Source organism: Candidatus Pelagibacter sp. PS_16 (assembly GCF_059417965.1).
The window spans coordinates 801425-820673 of sequence record NZ_CM182074.1 but is presented as its reverse complement, the minus strand read 5'-3'; the positions used below and the strand labels follow the sequence as shown (position 1 = coordinate 820673).

The 19249-nt window shown below is 31.8% G+C and carries 24 protein-coding genes; 18 read left to right on the top strand and 6 right to left on the bottom strand.

The genetic code is table 11. The features are described 5' to 3' along the window. Positions 1–7: 7 nt before the first annotated feature. Positions 8–499 (bottom strand): 5-(carboxyamino)imidazole ribonucleotide mutase, encoded by a 492-nt coding sequence (purE, locus tag AC5SL0_RS04415; RefSeq protein WP_006998011.1) that lies wholly within the window; start codon positions 497–499, stop codon positions 8–10. Positions 500–613: 114 nt separating this feature from the next. Here purE and AC5SL0_RS04410 point away from each other — a divergent pair, with 114 nt between their 5' ends. The 4 genes from AC5SL0_RS04410 to AC5SL0_RS04395 are packed head-to-tail and all read left to right on the top strand — an operon-like array spanning position 614 to position 4014. Further along, positions 614–1585, top strand: a complete 972-nt coding sequence (locus AC5SL0_RS04410; protein ID WP_494587157.1) for a membrane dipeptidase — start codon at positions 614–616, stop codon at positions 1583–1585. Further along, positions 1582–3234 carry a hypothetical protein gene (locus tag AC5SL0_RS04405; protein WP_494587156.1) on the top strand — a complete coding sequence of 551 codons (1653 nt, stop codon included), beginning with the start codon at positions 1582–1584 and terminating at the stop codon, positions 3232–3234. Before AC5SL0_RS04410 ends, AC5SL0_RS04405 begins: the two co-directional genes overlap by 4 nt. A gap of 5 nt (positions 3235–3239) precedes the next feature. Further along, complete coding sequence (locus tag AC5SL0_RS04400; RefSeq protein WP_271564501.1) at positions 3240–3851, top strand: DUF3726 domain-containing protein; 612 nt, start codon at positions 3240–3242, stop codon at positions 3849–3851. Next, entirely contained in the window at positions 3844–4014 is a 171-nt protein-coding gene (locus AC5SL0_RS04395) for a hypothetical protein (protein WP_271563586.1), read from the top strand. The genes AC5SL0_RS04400 and AC5SL0_RS04395 overlap by 8 nt, the downstream gene beginning before the upstream one ends. On the opposite strand, the gene AC5SL0_RS04390 is transcribed toward AC5SL0_RS04395, so the two are convergent. The 3 genes from AC5SL0_RS04390 to AC5SL0_RS04380 all read right to left on the bottom strand — a co-directional run bounded on the left by AC5SL0_RS04390 (position 4011) and on the right by AC5SL0_RS04380 (position 6785). Next, the gene (locus AC5SL0_RS04390) at positions 4011–4556 is read right to left on the bottom strand and encodes a hypothetical protein (protein WP_006998016.1); all 546 of its coding nucleotides are present in this window, start codon (positions 4554–4556) and stop codon (positions 4011–4013) included. The two genes, AC5SL0_RS04395 and AC5SL0_RS04390, sit on opposite strands and share 4 nt — an antisense overlap. A gap of 149 nt (positions 4557–4705) precedes the next feature. Beyond that, positions 4706–6064, bottom strand: a complete 1359-nt coding sequence (locus AC5SL0_RS04385) for a glycine cleavage T C-terminal barrel domain-containing protein (RefSeq protein ID WP_494587155.1) — start codon at positions 6062–6064, stop codon at positions 4706–4708. Continuing rightward, complete coding sequence (locus AC5SL0_RS04380; RefSeq protein ID WP_006998018.1) at positions 6057–6785, bottom strand: methylenetetrahydrofolate reductase; 729 nt, start codon at positions 6783–6785, stop codon at positions 6057–6059. Before AC5SL0_RS04380 ends, AC5SL0_RS04385 begins: the two co-directional genes overlap by 8 nt. A 100-nt stretch (positions 6786–6885) precedes the next feature. Here AC5SL0_RS04380 and AC5SL0_RS04375 point away from each other — a divergent pair, with 100 nt between their 5' ends. Genes AC5SL0_RS04375 through AC5SL0_RS04345 form a run of 7 tightly spaced genes read left to right on the top strand, consistent with a single transcriptional unit; the run spans position 6886 to position 10907 of the window. Beyond that, positions 6886–8079, top strand: coding sequence for an aromatic ring-hydroxylating oxygenase subunit alpha (locus tag AC5SL0_RS04375; protein WP_494617926.1), 1194 nt, complete (start codon positions 6886–6888; stop codon positions 8077–8079). A 1-nt stretch (position 8080) separates the two neighbouring features. After that, on the top strand, positions 8081–8488 hold the full coding sequence (locus AC5SL0_RS04370; RefSeq protein WP_020169568.1) for a P-loop nucleotide/nucleoside kinase family protein: 408 nt from the start codon (positions 8081–8083) through the stop codon (positions 8486–8488). Further along, the gene (locus AC5SL0_RS04365; RefSeq protein WP_006998022.1) at positions 8488–8862 is read left to right on the top strand and encodes a hypothetical protein; all 375 of its coding nucleotides are present in this window, start codon (positions 8488–8490) and stop codon (positions 8860–8862) included. Before AC5SL0_RS04370 ends, AC5SL0_RS04365 begins: the two co-directional genes overlap by 1 nt. Next, positions 8846–9631, top strand: coding sequence for an enoyl-CoA hydratase (locus AC5SL0_RS04360; RefSeq protein WP_020169567.1), 786 nt, complete (start codon positions 8846–8848; stop codon positions 9629–9631). The genes AC5SL0_RS04365 and AC5SL0_RS04360 overlap by 17 nt, the downstream gene beginning before the upstream one ends. After that, positions 9631–10068, top strand: coding sequence for a CoA-binding protein (locus AC5SL0_RS04355; RefSeq protein WP_494617924.1), 438 nt, complete (start codon positions 9631–9633; stop codon positions 10066–10068). The genes AC5SL0_RS04360 and AC5SL0_RS04355 overlap by 1 nt, the downstream gene beginning before the upstream one ends. Then, positions 10069–10488 carry a YeeE/YedE family protein gene (locus tag AC5SL0_RS04350; protein WP_494617922.1) on the top strand — a complete coding sequence of 140 codons (420 nt, stop codon included), beginning with the start codon at positions 10069–10071 and terminating at the stop codon, positions 10486–10488. Continuing rightward, a complete protein-coding gene (locus AC5SL0_RS04345) occupies positions 10485–10907 on the top strand; it encodes a DUF6691 family protein (RefSeq protein WP_494617920.1) in 423 nt (140 codons plus the stop codon). Before AC5SL0_RS04350 ends, AC5SL0_RS04345 begins: the two co-directional genes overlap by 4 nt. On the opposite strand, the gene AC5SL0_RS04340 is transcribed toward AC5SL0_RS04345, so the two are convergent. Beyond that, positions 10865–11062 carry a DUF4170 domain-containing protein gene (locus AC5SL0_RS04340; RefSeq protein WP_011282259.1) on the bottom strand — a complete coding sequence of 66 codons (198 nt, stop codon included), beginning with the start codon at positions 11060–11062 and terminating at the stop codon, positions 10865–10867. The two genes, AC5SL0_RS04345 and AC5SL0_RS04340, sit on opposite strands and share 43 nt — an antisense overlap. A 38-nt stretch (positions 11063–11100) precedes the next feature. On the opposite strand from AC5SL0_RS04340, the gene AC5SL0_RS04335 reads away from it, so the two are divergent. The 6 genes from AC5SL0_RS04335 to AC5SL0_RS04310 are packed head-to-tail and all read left to right on the top strand — an operon-like array spanning position 11101 to position 17952. Continuing rightward, on the top strand, positions 11101–11670 hold the full coding sequence (locus AC5SL0_RS04335) for an NAD(P)H-dependent oxidoreductase (RefSeq protein WP_494617918.1): 570 nt from the start codon (positions 11101–11103) through the stop codon (positions 11668–11670). Continuing rightward, positions 11615–12115, top strand: a complete 501-nt coding sequence (locus tag AC5SL0_RS04330) for a hypothetical protein (protein ID WP_494617917.1) — start codon at positions 11615–11617, stop codon at positions 12113–12115. Before AC5SL0_RS04335 ends, AC5SL0_RS04330 begins: the two co-directional genes overlap by 56 nt. Before the next feature lie 59 nt (positions 12116–12174). Beyond that, positions 12175–14607 (top strand): GcvT family protein, encoded by a 2433-nt coding sequence (locus tag AC5SL0_RS04325; protein ID WP_011282256.1) that lies wholly within the window; start codon positions 12175–12177, stop codon positions 14605–14607. Then, positions 14607–15356: an electron transfer flavoprotein subunit beta/FixA family protein gene (locus AC5SL0_RS04320; protein ID WP_018414290.1), complete on the top strand. Its 750-nt coding sequence runs from the start codon at positions 14607–14609 to the stop codon at positions 15354–15356. Before AC5SL0_RS04325 ends, AC5SL0_RS04320 begins: the two co-directional genes overlap by 1 nt. Beyond that, positions 15356–16309 carry an electron transfer flavoprotein subunit alpha/FixB family protein gene (locus AC5SL0_RS04315; protein WP_011282254.1) on the top strand — a complete coding sequence of 318 codons (954 nt, stop codon included), beginning with the start codon at positions 15356–15358 and terminating at the stop codon, positions 16307–16309. The genes AC5SL0_RS04320 and AC5SL0_RS04315 overlap by 1 nt, the downstream gene beginning before the upstream one ends. A 23-nt stretch (positions 16310–16332) precedes the next feature. Next, entirely contained in the window at positions 16333–17952 is a 1620-nt protein-coding gene (locus AC5SL0_RS04310; RefSeq protein ID WP_018414289.1) for an electron transfer flavoprotein-ubiquinone oxidoreductase, read from the top strand. Here the strand turns inward: AC5SL0_RS04310 and AC5SL0_RS04305 are convergent, their stop codons facing one another. After that, positions 17953–18171 carry a hypothetical protein gene (locus AC5SL0_RS04305; protein ID WP_494617915.1) on the bottom strand — a complete coding sequence of 73 codons (219 nt, stop codon included), beginning with the start codon at positions 18169–18171 and terminating at the stop codon, positions 17953–17955. 104 nt (positions 18172–18275) lie between these two features. On the opposite strand from AC5SL0_RS04305, the gene AC5SL0_RS04300 reads away from it, so the two are divergent. After that, on the top strand, positions 18276–19247 hold the full coding sequence (locus tag AC5SL0_RS04300) for a hypothetical protein (protein WP_494617914.1): 972 nt from the start codon (positions 18276–18278) through the stop codon (positions 19245–19247). The last annotated feature ends 2 nt before the right edge of the window (positions 19248–19249 follow it).

Below are 19249 nucleotides of genomic sequence, written 5' to 3'. Positions count from 1 at the left end.
TTTACAACTATTTGGGTTTTTTTTTAACAGATTTGCTTTGATTTAAACGAAACTGATTTAATTTTCTCTTAACAGTTAAATCACTAAGACCAATAATAGATGCAGCTAATAAGGCAGCATTAATTGCACCATCTTCTCCAATTGCTAATGTTCCAACAGGTATTCCTTTTGGCATTTGTGCAATGGATAGAAGACTATCAAGACCTTTCAGCTTTTTACTTTCAATTGGAACACCTAGTACCGGTAGAGAAGTAAGGGCTGAAATCATTCCTGGTAAATGTGCAGATCCACCAGCTCCAGCAATAATTACTGCAATACCATTTTTTTCAGCATTAATAGCAAATTCATACATTCTTTTAGGGGTTCTATGAGCTGATATTATTTTTGTTTCAAATTTTATGTTTAATTTTTTAAGAATATTTTGACAAAATGTCATGGTTTTGTAGTCAGATTGACTACCCATAACAATTGATACTTTGTTTAATTTATTTTTAGCCATTTGTTGTAATTTTATTCTAACGTAAATTGTTATTTCAAATTAAGCCTAAAATTTCAATAAAATTAATAGAATTTATCTATCTTATTGGTATTCTTTAAAACAAAGAAGATCACAATGAATTTTAAAATTGATAATTTACAATATTGTAACTGGTCTAGAGAAATTTTTCAGATCAATAAACAAGCAGGACTGGATGCAATCCATGTAACTATTGTTTACCACGAAGATTTTGATGAGCTAAAAACGGTATTAAAAAATTGGGAAAATCACTTTTCAGAAAATTCCGACTTAATTTTTCACGGTAAAAGTTTTAAAGATATTGAAAAAGCTAAATCTGAAAATAAAACTGCAGTTTTTTTTGGTTTTCAAAATTGTTCACCTATAGAAGATGATATTGGATTGGTTGAAAAAGTTTATGATTTAGGATGTAGGTTTATGCAGCTTACTTATAATAATCAGTCCTTACTAGCGACTGGATGTTATGAAGCAATAGATAGTGGGGTTACTAATTTTGGTAAAGAGGTAATTAAAGAGATGAATAGATTAGGTCTTGTAATAGACATGTCTCATTCAGCAGAAAAAAGTACAATTGATGCAATTGAGATAAGTGAAAAACCAATTGCAATAACTCATGCAAATCCATCATTTTGGCACCCAGCTAAGAGAAACAAATCAAACGAACTATTAAAAATTTTATCAGAACACAAAGGAATATTGGGCCTCTCTTTATACCCTCATCATTTAAAAGATGGAACAGATTGCTCTTTAGAAAGCTTTTGTGAAATGACAGCTAAGACAGCTGAGATTATGGGAGTTGAAAAAATTGGAATAGGTTCAGATCTTTGTTTAAACCAACCAGATACTATTGTTGAGTGGATGAGAAATGGTACTTGGACTAAAAGCAAAAATTATGGAGAAGGGTCTAAAAACAAACCTGGTTTTCCAAAACAACCTGATTGGTTTTTAGATGCAAGAGGATTTGAAAACTTAGAGATAGGACTTAAAAAAGTTGGTTTTTCAGAAAGTGAAGTAAATGGAATTCTTGGAAACAACTGGTACAATTTTTACAAAGAAATGAATCAATGAATATTTCTTTAAGAGATCCCAATGTAGTAATGAAGCTATCAAGACTTGGGTCTTTTCATCAATCTAAACTTTCATTTTTAAGAAGTTTTTTAAAAGAGTTTAAGGATTGGAATTACAAAAGAGATTTATTTGAATTAAACGAACATGGCTATGGTACTGCAGTTTATTCATTTAAGAAAAAAAATAGAGTGTATTCATTAATTTGTTTTGCAAATGAATTAGATGATAATGAAAGATCAGATAGAGTTATAGCTACCAAATGGGATGCAGCCTTCACACTTTTTGATGGTGTTCCAAAAAAACAAGATATTGAAAGATTAAAAAACGAAGTACCAAAACAAGAATTTGGCAGACTTTCTTATAAAGAATTAACTCTTTCAAGAGCTAATAAATCAGTAAGAGTTTTCAATCATGTGGTTGAATGTTTAAGCGAAGGTAAGCAGCCTGATAATGATTTGTTAACTAGTGTTGGTTATTTATATAGAACCACAGCAGTTTATGGGTCAGGTAAATTTGGCTTAGCAGACAGATTTAGAATTAAAGACCGAGAAGAAATATATGGTCCATTTAGATTGGAAATGATGTTGGTTTATCTGGTAAGACAATTTACTTTTGATCAAGTTAATCACGTTGCAAAAAGTAAGAATCCAAAAAAAGCTGTAAATCTTGATATAAATATTTGTAAAGGTTTAGGAATAGGAAATTCTACAGGTCTTGGAATGGCTCCATTTATTGTTAATCATCCAACTCTTTTAAATAACTGGATTTCAGCAAGAGAAATTTCTTTAAAAAAAATAAGAGAGATAAAAACAATATCAGAGAAAGATAAAAACTTATTTTTAGAATGTTTAAAAAAATCAATAAAGAATATCACTTCTTGGAATACTGAAAGTGAATATCAAATAAATAAGATTAAATCTTTATTGAAAGATCTTAATGAATTTATTGTCTATCTAGATAATGAATTTAATTTTAAGCAAGATTATGCCTTTAACGAATTATATCTGTATTTAGAAAAAAAATATTGTGAAGAATGCATTGAATATGTCGTCTCAATGATGATGGAACCTTATGATGATATAACGTCCCCGTTAATTAAAGAAATGAGCTCTGAAGAAGAAAAATATTTCAATATTCCAACTGAGCGAACGGTAGAAGACTTAAAGCTAATTTTAGAAAAAAAATATCCAGATATCTTAACAATAGATTTTACCAAAGATGAAAATAATTTAAATTTTTGGTTTATCTCAAAAAATAAAGAGGAACCTAGACTAGCAAATAGATTTGATGAAGTGGGTGCTGAGTTAGAGCAACCCTTAGCAATTGCAAGAGATATTAAAAAACTTTATGAATCGTTATCGGTTACTAAAAATAGTTGGACTATTGCTAAATTTTTATCAACCAATAATGAGTTAAGACACGTTGTAAGAAGAGCATTTATAGTGGAGAAATTTCCTTATTCGGAAATACAAGACAATACCATTGGCCAAAAAATAATGCCTATTGATATGCTGAGATTAAAGTTATCATTTTTTGGAGCTTTAAAATTTGATCCACGTTCTGATAAATGGTTAAGAATATGTATGTTTCAAGGAGCACCCTTACCAGAACAATTAAAAAACTATGATGAACATTGGGTTTATAATTAATCAACATGAGATCATTAAGTGAAATAGATACAGTTTCTAAAAGATCGAGCAGGGCTGCTGGATATTCATGGGGGATTGCGGAAGAGATTGGAAAAAATATAAGATTACTTGAGATTTTTAGCCTACCTGGAATTAAAAACTTAAATAGTTTTTTTAAGAAAAAAAAAGAATTAAGATTAGAGAATATCAGCATCATAAAGCAAGACAATGAAGCTAATAAAAATGAATATTGTCCAATAATTGCAGGGGTAAATTTTTTAGATCAGATTAAAACTTTAGAAACTTTAAACGAGATAACATTTAAAAAAGTCTCATATCCGTTACTTTTCTTACCATTTGTAAGTAGAGCAGCTGAGGTAATCGGTAAAAGAATATTCTTAAAAATTGATGACAGGGAGTTTTTATTAAACTTTAATAATAATATTTATTCTAATTACACTAAAAACGAAATAATCGAATCTGCTGAAAATATTTATTTAAAAATTTTAGAAAACAGAGACTCGTTTGAAGAAAAAGAATGGAATGAGCTTTATAAGCTTTCAGAAGAAACGTTTGTTGAAGAAAATGAAAGCTTAAAACAAGGTGGAGCAGGAGCTGGCCTTACTGATAATGACTAAAGACTTTAATGATCAAGATAATAGTGATGAAGAAGTTCTTCAATTAGATAATTTTTGTGAAGAGTGTAAAAAAGAAGACCCGAGTGTTTCTCAAAATTTAATTTTAACAGGATTTAAAACCTGTAATTCTTGTAAGCTTTCAAAAACTATATTTCCAATTTAACTGATATTGCTTATAGGCAAAGCATTCATTTTGCTCATTACAAAAGATATTGAAAGAAAAGCAATTATTAAAAAAGCTAAAAAGACTATTCCAAATGATTTAAAATTAGACTTTAGATTTAAAACTTGTTTTGTTGAAATGATTAATCCAGCAAATATCCAGAACTGAGTTAAAAATATAATTGGGATCATTAAATCTGGTGTTACAGCAAAAAATCTTAAAAGCCCTGGTGCATGAGCAAACCCAACAGCTGTTAAAACTTTTTTAAATGAAACTTTAGTATCTTTATCTGGAAATAATTTTACACCGATCACATAAATAAATAGTCCCCATACAAACCAAGTAAGAATGGCAGTTAAACCAGACATTGCAACAGCAGTTTTAATAACAGTGTTTGCTGCAACAGCTCCTGCTAACCCGTCTAGTATCATGATAAGGCCTGCAAAATATATTGCAGCTTCACCAAAGTTCTTATTATCTTTGTAAAGAGATTTATCTAATTTAATAGACCGAACAACTATATTTAAAAATTGACCAAACATTATTTATTTTTTTTACTATTTTTCTGCGCTTTATAAGAAACAAATAGTGGAAAGAGTATTAAAGCAATTATTATTATTATGCAAATTACGATTAGGAATGATTTTGTCATTATTAGTGGGGGAGAATTAACCTCCCCCAAATAATTAATTTAACCTTTAACGACTTCTCTTGTGTTTGCGTTAAACGATTCTGTAAATGGAATATCCACTACCACAGCATCAACAGGCGTTCCTGGTGTGTCAGAATATTTAGCAGGTAAGTGAACTTTGTACTTAGTTCCAACTTTACCTTTAGGGAAACCATTAGCATTTAATGTTCCATCAAATGGCACATATCCCATTGCTATATTTTGACCTTTTTCAGGGTGATACCAAGGTGATGTGATAAATCCTACAGGATCTCCACCACTCTCAGGTGACACTAACCAAAAGTCAGGAGCATATTCTTCAATTGGTTTTCCACCCAACTCAAGACCTACTAACTGAAGTTTATAAGGTTTTTGACCAGCCTTAAGATCTGCACCCATTTTCTCTAATGCAGCTTTTCCAACATAGTCAGCTTTTTTATTCCACTCGCCTTTACCTGATAGTGATACTTGGTAACCAAGGTTACACTGGAAAGGATTGTGTTGATGATCCATATCTTGTCCCCAAGAAAGAATTCCAGCTTGAATTCTTCTGTGGTGAGCAGGGGCTATAACCATTAGGCTATGTTTTTTTCCAGCTTCAAGAACAGCATTCCACATATCATCAGCGTATTTAGTTGCCTCTCTTAAGTAGATTTCATATCCAGCTTCACCTGAGAAACCAGATTGTGAAATAACACAACTTCTACCACCAACTTTTGCTTCAGCTAAACCATAGAAAGGCATGTTATCTAGATCCACTTGATCTCCAATAAGATCCTTCATTAAAGCTTTTGATTTAGGTCCTTGAATTTGCACTGGGCAAACATCAATTTCCTCAATAGTACAATCAAATCTTCCATCAGCGTTAACACCTTGAAGATACATTCCAATATCAGAGTCTGATAGAGAGAACCAAAATTCATCTTTTGAAATTCTAAGAAGAATAGGATCATTTAAAACGCCACCATAAGCATTACATAGAATTACATATCTTGCTCTCATGGGTGAGATTTTAGTTGCATCTCTAGTTATAACGTAGTCAGTAAACTTTTCTGCATCCGGACCTTTAACTCTAATTTGTCTTTCAACAGCAACGTTCCACATTGTAACGTGATTTTTAATTGCTTCATACTCAACCATCGCTCCACCATCTTCGGGCTTTACATATCCTCTTGGGTGATAAATACGATTGTATACAGTTGCTCTCCAACAACCTGCTTGCATTGATAAATGCCAATACGGAGATTTTCTTACTCTTGTTGAAATTAACATTTCAACTTTTGTAGGCCCACTCTGTCTTAAGTTGTATGGTACTTCACGATCTGATTGATCAACTGAAGTTACATGATTTAGTTTAGTATAGTCAAATTCATTAGACATAACCGTTCTCCTTCAACCACTTGTTTGTTTCCTTCAAGCCGCCGAATGTATAAATGTGGAAGTTACCAGTAAACTCTTTCACTTTCCCAATTAATTCATTAGGGTCTTTAGGTTTCAATAAATCTAATGCCTTACTAAAATTAGACTTAAGAAAATTTATAGAATTTTTCGCCCCGACAATATTAGCAAATTTAATTAAGCTAGTTATTTTCATTGGCCCAGTAATTCCTACATGCACTGGTACTGACTGCTTAGAAATGAAATCTACGATAGGTTGACTCTCTAATAACCACTGGGTCACTATATAGTCGGCGTAAGGTTTTTTATCTATCATAGCCTTTTCTAATTCTTTATCAGAAATATCCTGACTTCCCTCTGGATGTCCTGCTATTCCTATTTTAATTCCATCAAAAAATCCTGTTTCTAAAATTTGAATTGAACTATCAAATTTTCCAACTGGCTCTCTACTTCCTCCAATAACTAAAGCTTGTTTAGCACCCACATCTTTACATCTTACAATGTAATCTTTAAGCTGAGCATCATCCGTAATTGATCGTGCTGGAAAATGTGGAACTGGATTAAATCCTTTTTTAACTAACGCCGCTGTTTGGTTAGCTGTCTCTTTATAGTCTCCTCCTGGAAGCATAGTTACATAAACATCCTTAACGGGAGGCAGTGTATTAAGATCTGTTTGAGGTCCAACCTCAAGTGAAAAATTCATTTTTCCTGATGATTATCTTTTTTGTATATGCTGTCAAAGAAATTCATCTTGTGGATAAAATATTTGTTGCCAAAAATTGTGCTGGTGATAATTTTTTTTAATGTCTGAAAATCTTAAAAATCTTCAACTTTCAAAAATCTTGGACTTGGAAAAAATTAGAGTGGTTGGGAACCTCATCGAGAAAGCCCATGGCCTACCAAACGAGTGCTACACTAGCTCTGACTATCTAAGCATTGAAAGAGAGAGGATTTTCAGGGATAAATGGACGGTGATTGGCGTTGGAAGTTCTGTGCCAAATGTAGGAGATGCTCAACCTTATAATTTACTAGGCATCCCTCTTATTATTTTAAGAGATAAAGAGAAAAAAATAAGGGTATTTCACAATGTCTGCAGCCATAGAGGCTTCAAGCTTTTAGATGAGCCTTGTGCTTTGAAAAATGTCTTAAGATGTCCATACCACTCCTGGTCCTACGATTTTGATGGAAAGTTGGTTGCGACACCTCACATAGGAGGCTTAAATGTTCATGAGACAGAAAAATTCGATAAATCATCGAGCAATTTAAAAGAGGTTAAAACCAAAATTTGGATGGATATAATATTTGTCAATATAAATAGTAATGAATTAGAGTTTGATGAATATATCAAGCCTCTCGAAGAAAGATGGTCAAAATTTATATCTAAGGAAGATCAAAAATTACTTAAGCACTCAAAAGATCATGGATACTTCAGTCTTGATGTTAAGTGTAATTGGAAGTTTGCAATAGAGAATTACTGTGAAAGTTATCACTTGCCTTGGATACATCCTGAATTAAATAAAGTTTCAAATATTAGTGATCATTACGATATTCAAGGTTTACCAAATAGATTTGCTGGCCAAGGAACAAATAAATATGATCAACCTGTTAAAGGAAATCAAAGTTTCAATAATTTTCCAAATTGGCCTAAAGACTTATCCAGCAAAGCTGAGTATATTGCTTTATTTCCAAACGTAATGATTGGTCTTCATGTAGACCATTTTTATGTTTTTTGGTTAGAACCTAAATCTATTAGTGAAACTAAAGAGCATTTAATGATGTATTATGTTGGTGATGATAGTGCAAATGGATCTGAGTTTGCTGAGATGAGAAAAAAAAATTCAGAATTTTGGAAAGAAGTAATGATTGAGGATATAAAAGCTATTGAGGGTATGCAAGAAGGTAGAAATTCACCAGTATATAATGGTGGGAATTTTTCACCGATAATGGATAACCCTACACATGAATTTCATAAATGGGTTGCAACAAACTTAGTTTAAAATGAAAATAATATTAATTATGGGTCTTCCAGGATCTGGCAAAACAACTTTAGCCAATGAAATTGCTCCATTACTAAATGCTAAAAGACTTAATGCTGATGAAGTTAGAAAAGAAGCTAATGATTGGGATTTTTCAGAAGAAGGCAGAACAAGACAAGCAAGTAGAATGGCAGATTTTGCAAAAAAATTAAAAGATGATGGAAATTATGTTGTAGCAGACTTTGTTTGCCCAACACCGGAGGCAAGAAACTTGTTTCCTGCAGATTATATAGTTTGGGTAAATACAATAAAAGAAGGACGTTTTGACGATACTAACAAGATGTTTGTAAAGCCTGAAAAATTTGATTGTCAGGTTACAACTCAAGATGCTAAACATTGGGCACCAATAATAGTAAAGGAGATAAAATAATGGCTTACGAATGGGATAATAAAAAACCAACAGCACAAATGCTTGGCAGATGGCAACCATTTCATGATGGTCACTACGCTTTATTTCAAGAAATTATTAAAAAAACGGGACAAGTTTGCATTCAAATAAGAGATGTTCAAGGTGTTGACGATAATCCATTTGATTTTGACACAGTTAAAAAAAATATTGAAGAAAAGTTAAACCCAGAATTTGAAGGAAGATTTAAAATAATGATGGTTCCTAATATTACTAATATTTGTTATGGAAGAGGAGTTGGTTACAAAATAGAAGAAGTTGTTTTGTCAGAAGAAATTCAACAAATCTCTGCAACAAAAATTAGAGCCAAAATGAGAGAAGATGGCAAACTTAAGTAATATTAAAATTAAACTTTTAAATAAAGATATTGCCTCAATCATCATTAATGAACCAAAAACATATAACGCTCTTTCATTAAAAAATTTAGGAGATTTAATTAAAGCTTTTAAAAAATTAGATGAAGACAAAAATATTAAGGTAATAATTATTGAAGGGTCTGGAAAAGGTTTTAGTGCGGGTCACAATTTAAAAGAAGTAAGTGGATTAAAGAAAAGAGAAAAATATCAAAAACTTTTTAATCTTTGTTCAAAGTTGATGCTTCAAATAGTTGAAGGAAAAAAGCCAGTTATTGCAAAAGTTCATGGAGCAGCATTTGCAGCAGGTTGTCAGTTAGTTGCAAGCTGTGATCTAGCTTATAGTTCTAATGATGCAATTTTTGCAACACCAGGTGTAAATATCGGTTTATTTTGCAGCACGCCGATGGTTGCTGTTAGTAGAAAGGTTAATAGAAAAAGAATGATGCATATGCTGTTAACGGGAGAGCCTATTAAAGCAGATTACGCAAAAGAAATTGGACTAATTAACAATCATTTTTCTAAATCAAAATTAAACAATGAAGTGTTAAAAGTTGCTAAAACTATTGCTTCAAAATCAAGTCTTACAATTAAAATTGGAAAACAAACTTTTTATAATCAATTAGAAATGCCATTGAGAAAAGCTTACGCATACACTAGTAAAATGATGACTAAAAATATGATGGCAATGGATGCTAAAGAAGGCATATCAGCGTTTCTACAAAAGAGAAAACCTAAGTGGAAACATAAGTAGTGAACGATAAAATAAAAGAAATTCTCTCAAAGTATAAAACAATAGCGATGGTGGGTGTTAGTAAAGATGATAAAAAGCCATCAACAATAGTGATGAAGTATATGCAAAAATATGGTTTTAAAGTTATTCCAGTTAACCCAAGTGCCAAAGGTCAAAAGATTTTAGGAGAAGAGGTTTTTGAAAAACTTGAAGATATCAATATACCTATTGATATCGTAGATGTATTTAGACCATCAATAGAAGCTAACAAGTATGCTGAAGAGAGTGTTAAAATTGGAGCAAAAGTTCTTTGGTTACAACTTGGAATTAGAAGTAATGATGCCAAAGAATTGGTGGAGAGTAATGATATTGAGTATATTGAAAATAGATGTACAAAGATGGAATATCAAAAGCTTTTTTTAAATATAAACCCAGCTTTTCCAGTGTTACAAAGTTAAATGAATATAGTTAATTTTACTCCAATCTCTGCATTTCTAGGTGGATCCTTAATTGGTTTAGCGGTAGTTATTTTTTTTGTATTTAACGGTCGATTAATCGGAATAAGTGGAATTGCCAGTAATTTTTTAACCTCGAAAGTTAATAGATTTGATAATTTTTTATTTTTAATTGGATTAATTATTGGACCTATTGTTTATAAAATATTTACTCAACAGGAAATCAATATCACAATTTCAAACTCATTTTATTTATTAGCAGTTGCAGGCTTATTGGTTGGAGCTGGTACAAGAATAGGGGGAGGCTGTACTAGTGGACACGGCATCAGTGGTATTGGAAGATTTTCTTTAAGATCAATTATTGCAACAGTAACATTTATGATTGTTGGAATTTTAACTGTTTTGATAAAAAATTTAATATGAATAAGATTATATCTTTAATTTGTGGAATAATTTTTGGAATAGGTCTTACTGTTTCACAGATGATAGATCCCGCTAAAGTCTTAGGTTTTTTAAATATTTTTGGAGAATGGGACCCATCATTAGCATTTGTTATGATTGGAGCTTTAACAATATCCTCACCATTTTTTCATTTATTTAAAAATAATAAGAAACCAATTTTTGCTGATAAATTTTCTTATTCAAATAATAAAGAACTAAATAAGAAATTAATTATAGGTTCATCGCTTTTTGGTGCAGGCTGGGGCTTAGCTGGATTATGTCCAGGACCTGCAATAGCCTCACTGGCTTTATTAAATTTAAATTCTGTAAGCTTTGTAATTTTTATGTTTGTTGGGTTTTATTTGGTTAAATTATTAGATTTAACAATCCAAGCACGATGATAAAAATCATCTATATTTTTTTGAATTAAACTCTTAGCTAAATTATTAGCTTCAATCTCCTCAAAAGGTCCAAATTTTTTTTCTGTATCTTTAATGATAGTTTCAATTTTATTTGGATCTTTATGAATACCAGCAACTACGTAAAAATTTTTCATAGATTTTTAATTTTTCTAGTCTATACACCCTTAATGTAATGAAAAAAATATTTCTTTTATACGGACATTATAATGAAAATTCTTTTAATGCAGCTATTAGAGATACATTTATTAAAACAGCAGAAAAAAACGGTAATACAGTTGATTGTGTAGATTTATACAAAGATAAATTCAACCCAGTTTTTGCTGGTGAACAAGCTGGAGAAGATGTTCTAGATCATAGAAGACGTATTGAGAAATGTGATACTATTGTTCTAATTGCACCTATTTGGAACTTTAGAATGCCAGCTATTGTAGAAGGCTGGATAGATAAAGTTTTGTCACCCCCATGGGCTTACACATTTAAAAAATTAGTTGGAAATTATGGTTATCCAATGGGAAACTTAAAAGATAAAAAAGCTATAATCTTTTGTACCTATGGATCCCCAAGATTAGCTATTACAACATTTTTTTTGAACCTACCTATTAGAAGGCTAAAAAGAGGTGTATTTCACATGTGTGGCATTTATAATATTGTATACAGAAGATATTTTGCAGTACCGTTTGTAACAGATGAAAAACGAAAAGAATTTCTTGAGGACGTTAAAAAGACAGCAAATAATATATAAAACCTTATTAATTTACTTTCTAGGTCTTGCAATTTCACAAGCAGAATTAATAAAGCCTAATAGTAATATTGAGCCATACCAGGTTGTAGAAATTCAGTTGAAAAGTTTACAAAAAAACAACTCTCCCACTATAGATAATGGCATTGAACAAACCTGGGAATTTGCTCATCCTAGTAATAGAAAAAGCACAGGACCTTTAGATAGATTTAAGACCATGCTGAAGGGCAAGTCATATAAAATATTATTAGATCATTTAGATCATGAAATTGTTCAAGAAAACCTTAACAATTCAGTAGCCTTGTTTGAAGTTAGTGTTCTTGGAAAAGACAAATCCTATTACAAATTTAAATGGCAGGTTGAAAAGTATAAAATAGATGGTCCCTTCAAAGACTGCTGGTTGACCACAATGGTGTCCGCTCCAATGCCCCTAGGATCTTCAATTTAATTTAGAGGGTAAACGAATTTTGTTTCGTTCGTAATGAAAATTTAGTAGGAATCGTGTTAATGAAATCTAAAGCTAAAGTTGTTGTAGTTGGTGGTGGTGTAGTAGGAGTTAGTGCTCTTTATCACTTAGCAAAAAAAGGCTGGTCTGATGTTGTTTTAATTGAGAGAAAAGAATTAACATCTGGATCTACTTGGCATGCAGCAGGTCTACTTCCATTATTTAATATGAGTTATTCGGTTGGACAGCTTCATAAGTATGCAGTGGATCTTTATAAAAAATTAGAAGAAGAGACAGGACAAAATGTTGGTTTTAGTGTCGTATCAAATATTCGTTTAGCAAGCACTAAAGATAGAATGGATGAGTATCATCAATATGCAGGTGTTGCTCAAACAATTGGTGTGGATGTAAAATTTTTAACACCAGATCAAGTAAAAGAAATTTGGCCATTGTGCCGTACAGAAGATTTACTTGGAGCAATCCAACACCCTGAAGATGGATACATTCAGCCAGCTGACTTAACACAAGCAATGGCAACAGGTGCTAGAAATTTAGGTGCAGAGATTTATAGAAACACAGCTGTAGTTGGAATGAAACAAACTAAAGATGGCTGGATTGTTGAAACAGATAAAGGTGCTATTGAATGCGAACATGTAATTTCTTGTTCTGGAAACTTTGCTAGACAAACTGGAAAAATGGTTGGATTAGATATTCCAGTAATACCAGTTGAACACCAATATATTGTAACAGAACCTCATCCAGATATCGTAAAAAGAAAAAAAGATGGCTTACCTGAAATGGGAGTTTTAAGAGATAGCGACAGCAGATGGTATATGAGAGAAGAAGCAGGTGGATTAATATTAGGACCATACGAAGATGGTGCGCCAGCTTGTTATGTTGATGGGCCATCAAAAGATTCAGAGTATGAACTATTTCAAGAAGATTTAGATAGATTAGCACCGCATATAGAAGGAGCTATTCATCGTGTACCAGCTTTTGGAGAAGTTGGAGTTAAGAAAGTTTATAATGGTGCAATTTGTTATACACCAGATGGAAACCCAATTGTTGGACCTGCATGGGGATTGAAAAATTTTTGGATTAATGAAGGACACAGTTTTGGAATAACTGCAGCAGGAGGAGCGGGTTGGCAACTTGCAGAATGGATAATTGATGGTGAGCCAACAATAGATATGCTTGGAGTTGAACCAAGAAGGTTTGGTGATTATGCAACAAAATCTTATTTAAAAGAAAAAAATGAAGAAGCTTACAATCATGTATTTAAAGTTCACTACCCAGATGAAGAAAGAGAGGCTGCTAGAGAATTAAGAACATCACCTTGTTATGACAGAATGAAAGCATTAGGTGCAGTATTTGGTCAAAAATTTGGTTGGGAAAGACCTAACTTCTTCGCAATCGATGGGATGGAGCAAAAAGATGATTGGTCATTTAGAAGATCAAAATGGTTTAAAGCAATTGAGCAAGAATGTAAAAATGTAAAAGAGAATGTTGGTCTTTTAGATATGACGGCATTTGCTAAATGTAGAATTAAAGGACCTGGTGCTGAAGAGTTTTTAGATTATTTAGTTGCAAACAAACTTCCTAAAAAAATTGGAAGAATTGGATTATGTCATGCACTTAATACTAAGGGTGGAGTGCACTCTGAATTTACAATCATGAAAGAAGCTGATGGAAGTTACTATTTAGTTTCTGCAGGAGCAAACCAAAGATTAGATCATGACTGGATTCAAAAGTGGATGCCAACTGATGGTAGTGTTCAATTTGAAAATTTAACAAACAGTATGGGAGTTCTAGTTGTATCTGGTCCTAAAGCTAGAGAACTAATGAAAAGAGTTTCAAGAGATGATTTTTCAAATGAAAATTTTAAATGGTTGAGTGCAAAAAATATTGATGTTGGTAATGCACCAGTTAACGCTATGAGAGTAAACTTTGTAGGTGAGCTTGGCTGGGAATTGCATCATCCAATTGAATATCAAAATCACATCTTTGATAGATTAATGGAAGCTGGAAAAGATTTAGGTCTTAAGCCTTATGGAATTAGAGCAATGAATAGTTTGAGACTTGAAAAATCTTATAAACTTGTTGGCACAGAATTATCAATTGAATATTCACCTTACGAATCTGGGTTAGATAGATTTGTTCATCCCAACAAAGGAAATTTTATAGGATTGGATGCTTTGAATAAATGGAGAGAAAAAGGATTTTCAAATCAATTGGTTACCTTGGAAGTTCACAATATAGAGGATGCAGATGTTTTAGGGAATAATCCAATTTATGATAATGAAAAAGTTATAGGACGTGCAACTGGTGGAGATTTTGGATTTAGACTTGGAAAATCAATCGCATTAGGAATGGTCAAACCAGAGATTGCGACACCAGGGCAAAAATTGAAAATTGATATTCTTGGTAAAATGTACGATTGTACAATTTTAGAAGAAAGCCCATATGATCCTGAAAACAACTTATTAAGAGCATAATGAAAATATTAGTCGCTGTAAAAAGAGTTATTGATTACAATGTTCAAATCAGAGTTAAAGAAGATGGCACAGGAATTGTTACGGATAATGTTAAGATGTCAACCAACCCACCTGATGATAATGCAATTGAAGAGGCTGTAAAAATTAAAGAAGCAGGTAAAGCAACTGAAATAGTTGCGGTTACTATTGGTGAAGAAAAAGCACAAGAAACAGTTAGAAAAGCATTAGCTGTTGGTGCTGATCGAGGAATTCATGTTAAAGTAGATGGCGTAGTCGAACCCTTAGCAGTAGCTAAAATATTACAAAAAATTGTTGATAAAGAAAAACCTGATCTAGTATTTATGGGTAAACAAGCAATTGATGATGATTGCAACCAAACAGGACAAATGTTGAGTGCTTTATTGAACTGGCCTCAAGCAACTTTTGCATCAAAAATTGACATTAAAGACAATAAATTAGAAATAATTAGAGAAATTGATGAAGGCTTAGAAACTATTGAAGTTAACGTTCCAGCGGTAGTTACTTGTGATTTAAGATTAAATGAACCGCGTTATGCATCTCTACCAAATATTATGAAAGCTAAGAAGAAACCAATAGATCAAATGACAGCTGCAGATTTAGGTGTTGATGCAACACCAAGAGTTCAACAAATTAAAGTTGAAGAGCCACCAAAAAGAAAAGCTGGAATTAAAGTATCAAGTGTAGCTGAACTTGTGCAAAAGCTTAAAAATGAGGCGAAAGTTATATAATGTCAATTTTATTAATTGTTGAACATAACAATAAAGAATTAAGACCATTTACTCTTAACGCTATTACAGCTGCCTCTCAAATTGATGGCGATGTTCATGCATTACTAATAGGAAACAATTGCTCTGATGTTGCAAAAGTTTTATCTGAAATACCCTTGGTTAAAAAAGTAATACAAGTTGAAGCCACTCATTACGAAAATTTTCTACCGGAAAATTTTGCACCATTGATTGTTAAAGTTTCTGAAAATTATTCCCATGTAATTAGTTCGGCTAATACATTTGGTAAAAACTTAATGCCAAGAATAGCAGCTTTAATGGACACATCACAAGTTAGTGACATAATCAAAGTGGTATCTCCAGATACATTTATCAGACCTATTTATGCGGGAAATGCATTTGCAACTGTAAAAAGCACTGATGCAAAAAAATGTGTAACTATTAGACCAACTTCATTTGAACCTTGTGAAACTTCAGGTGGATCAGCACCCATTGAAAAAATGGATTCGGTAAAAGAGTTTACGTTATCTAAATTTATTAAAAGAGAAGAAGTTAAATCAGATAGACCAGAACTTGGAACTGCAAGAATTGTGATCTCAGGTGGAAGAGGTATGCAAAATGGTGACAATTTTAAATTAATTACTGATATTGCAGATAAATTAAATGCTGCAATAGGAGCTTCGCGTGCAGCTGTTGATGCAGGTTACATAAGTAACGAACATCAAGTTGGCCAAACGGGTAAAGTTGTAGTGCCAGATCTATATATTGCAGTTGGTATTTCTGGAGCAATTCAACATTTAGCTGGTATGAAAGAAAGTAAAATTATTGTCGCAATAAACAAAGATGGAGAGGCACCTATTTTTAGTGTTGCTGATTACGGTTTAGAAGCTGATTTGTTTGAAGCCCTTCCTCAATTCCTAGAAGAATTGAATAAATTAAACACTATACAAAAATAACAAATAATATAAAAAATTACCATATGCCTAGAGAAGCAATGGAGTATGACGTGGTAATTGTTGGTGGTGGCCCATCAGGACTATCGACTGCTATTAAACTCAAACAATTAGATCCAGAATTAAATATTTGCCTACTAGAAAAAGCATCCGAAATAGGAGCTCATATTTTAAGTGGCAATGTTTTTGAAACTAGAGCATTAGATGAGTTATTACCAAACTGGAAAGAACTTAATTCACCTATAAAAACTAAGGTTTCTAAAGAAAAATTCTTATTTTTAGGAAAATCTAAATCATTAAGCTGGCCAACATGGCTGCTTCCATCAGTTCAACAAAATCATAATAATTACATAATTAGTTTAGCAAATCTATGCAGATGGCTAGCAGAACAAGCAGAAGCTTTAGGTGTTGAAATATTTCCAGGTTTTCCCGCAAGTGAAATTTTATACAATGAAGATGGATCTGTTAAGGGAGTTGCAACTCAAGACATGGGAGTTGATAAAAATGGAAATAAAAAAGATGGCTTTGAACCAGGCATAGAACTATTAGGAAAAGTTACTGTGTTTGCAGAAGGATGTAGAGGGCATCTTGGAAAACAATTAATAGAAAAATATAATTTATCAGAAGGTAAAGATCCTCAACAATATGGAATAGGTTTTAAAGAAATCTGGGAAATCAGTGAAAAAAATCATGAAGAGGGAATGGTCATGCATACTGCAGGTTGGCCACTTGATAACAATACTTATGGTGGTAGCTTTATGTATCATGCAGAAAATAAACAAGTTTTTTTAGGATATGTAATTGGTCTTGATTATAAAAACCCACATCTTTCACCGTTTGATGAATTTCAAAGATTTAAAACTCACCCTGCAATTAAAAAGATAATTGAAGGTGGAAAACGTATTTCATATGGAGCAAGGGCTTTAATTGAAGGTGGACTTCAGAGTTTACCAAAAATGTTTATGCCTGGAGCTTTATTAATTGGTTGTGATGCGGGAACTTTGAATATGCCTAAGATTAAAGGATCACATACTGCAATGAAAAGTGGAATGATTGCTGCAGAAACAATAAACGAACATTTAAAAGAAAATAAAGATTTATCAATTTATGAGGATAAATTTAAAAAAAGTTGGATTTATGAGGAGCTCCACCAAGCTCGAAATGTTAAACCAAGTTTTAGCTGGGGTTTAATTCTTGGAATAATATTTACAGGAATTGATCAAATATTATTTAGAGGAAAATTACCTTTTACCTTAAGACATAAGCATGCTGACCATGAAACATTAAAACCAGCAAATGAAATGCCAAAAATTGATTACCCTAAACCAGATAATGTGATTACATTTGATAAAACAAGTTCTGTTTATTTAACAGGAACCAATCACACTGATAATCAACCTGTACACTTACAATTAAAAGATCCGAACTTACCGATAAATTATACTTTAGAAAAATTTGATGAACCTGCTCAAAGATATTGCCCCGCTGGCGTTTATGAAGTTCAAAATGAAAATGGTGTAAATAAATTTGTTATAAATTCTCAAAATTGTATTCATTGCAAAACTTGTGATATTAAAGAACCTTCTCAAAATATTACTTGGGTAACACCCGAAGGAAGTGGTGGGCCTAAATATGGAAATATGTAGTTAAAAGGATAAGATAATACCGGCAACAATAATTAAGCAAGACGTTAATCCAACAAAAACTAGGTTTGTTAGATTTTCTTTTTCTTTTTCTTTTCTAGCTCTATTTAAAAGAATATTAATATCTACTCTTCCAGATGATGAAACTTTCTCACTCTTTTCAGGGGTTGCTAAAGGAGGAAGATCATTTAACTCTATAGAACTTATTTTTTCAGCACTCATGCAGATAATAAACCATCAAAATACAAACAACACAAATCACTAGATGTTCATTTTGGGTTGACTATTGCTTAAATCATGTCCATTTTGGGTGGAAATATAATTTTATGAAGAAATTATTACCCGAAGTATCAAAGCAAATCCACAGTGAGAATATAAGAGAAGTAATTGAGAAAAACTTTGTTTCGATAATGCCTGTTTGGGTACCACTACAATTAGCTTGGGTTAATAATGTTTACAGAACTTTTCATGATTATGAAAAATTTATGATCATTATGCATTTATTAATGAACACATTTGAAGCTTATTCAAAGAATTTTGTGAAGTTAAATTATGAGGAGTATTTTGATCAAAATGAGGTTGAAATAGAAACAATAAATGTAATAGAGATATCCAAATCACTTAATATACCAAAAGAAACTACTAGAAGAAAAATTAATGAATTAGAAGAAATCGGTGTAATAAAAAGAGTAAATAGAAAGATTATAATTGATAGAAACACTTGGCCAAGCATTAAACCTGAAGAAACAATAAAAAGAATGACGAGATTTTTATCAACTCTTTCAAATATATGTGTTGAAGAAGGGATAATATCAGAACCATTCAGCAGTGAACGTTTAACAGAAACAAGCAAGGAATATTTTTCATTTGTTTGGAAACTTTATTATGAAATGCAAATGCCTATGTTATTAGGATATAAAAAAGTTTATGGCGATCTAGAATCCTTTCATATTCATGGCATTTGTTTAGTCAATCACGCTTTGCACTCAAAAAAAAATGATAATAGTGAAATGAATAAAGAATTTTACTTAGAAAAGTACTTCTTTGCTGAGCAAAAGGATGAAGTAGGTGTTAACGCAATGTCTATCTCAGATATTACAGGTATCCCAAGAGCTACAGTTATTAGAAAATTAAATATATTATTAAAACAAAAATTTTTAACAATAGATAGTAAAAAACATTATTTTATAACAGGAGTTTACCAAAAAAAAATATTAGACGTACAAAAAAACACCCTAAACAACTTATCTAAATTTTCTGCACGTATTTATAATTTAAGTTTAATGAAAGATAATTAAAT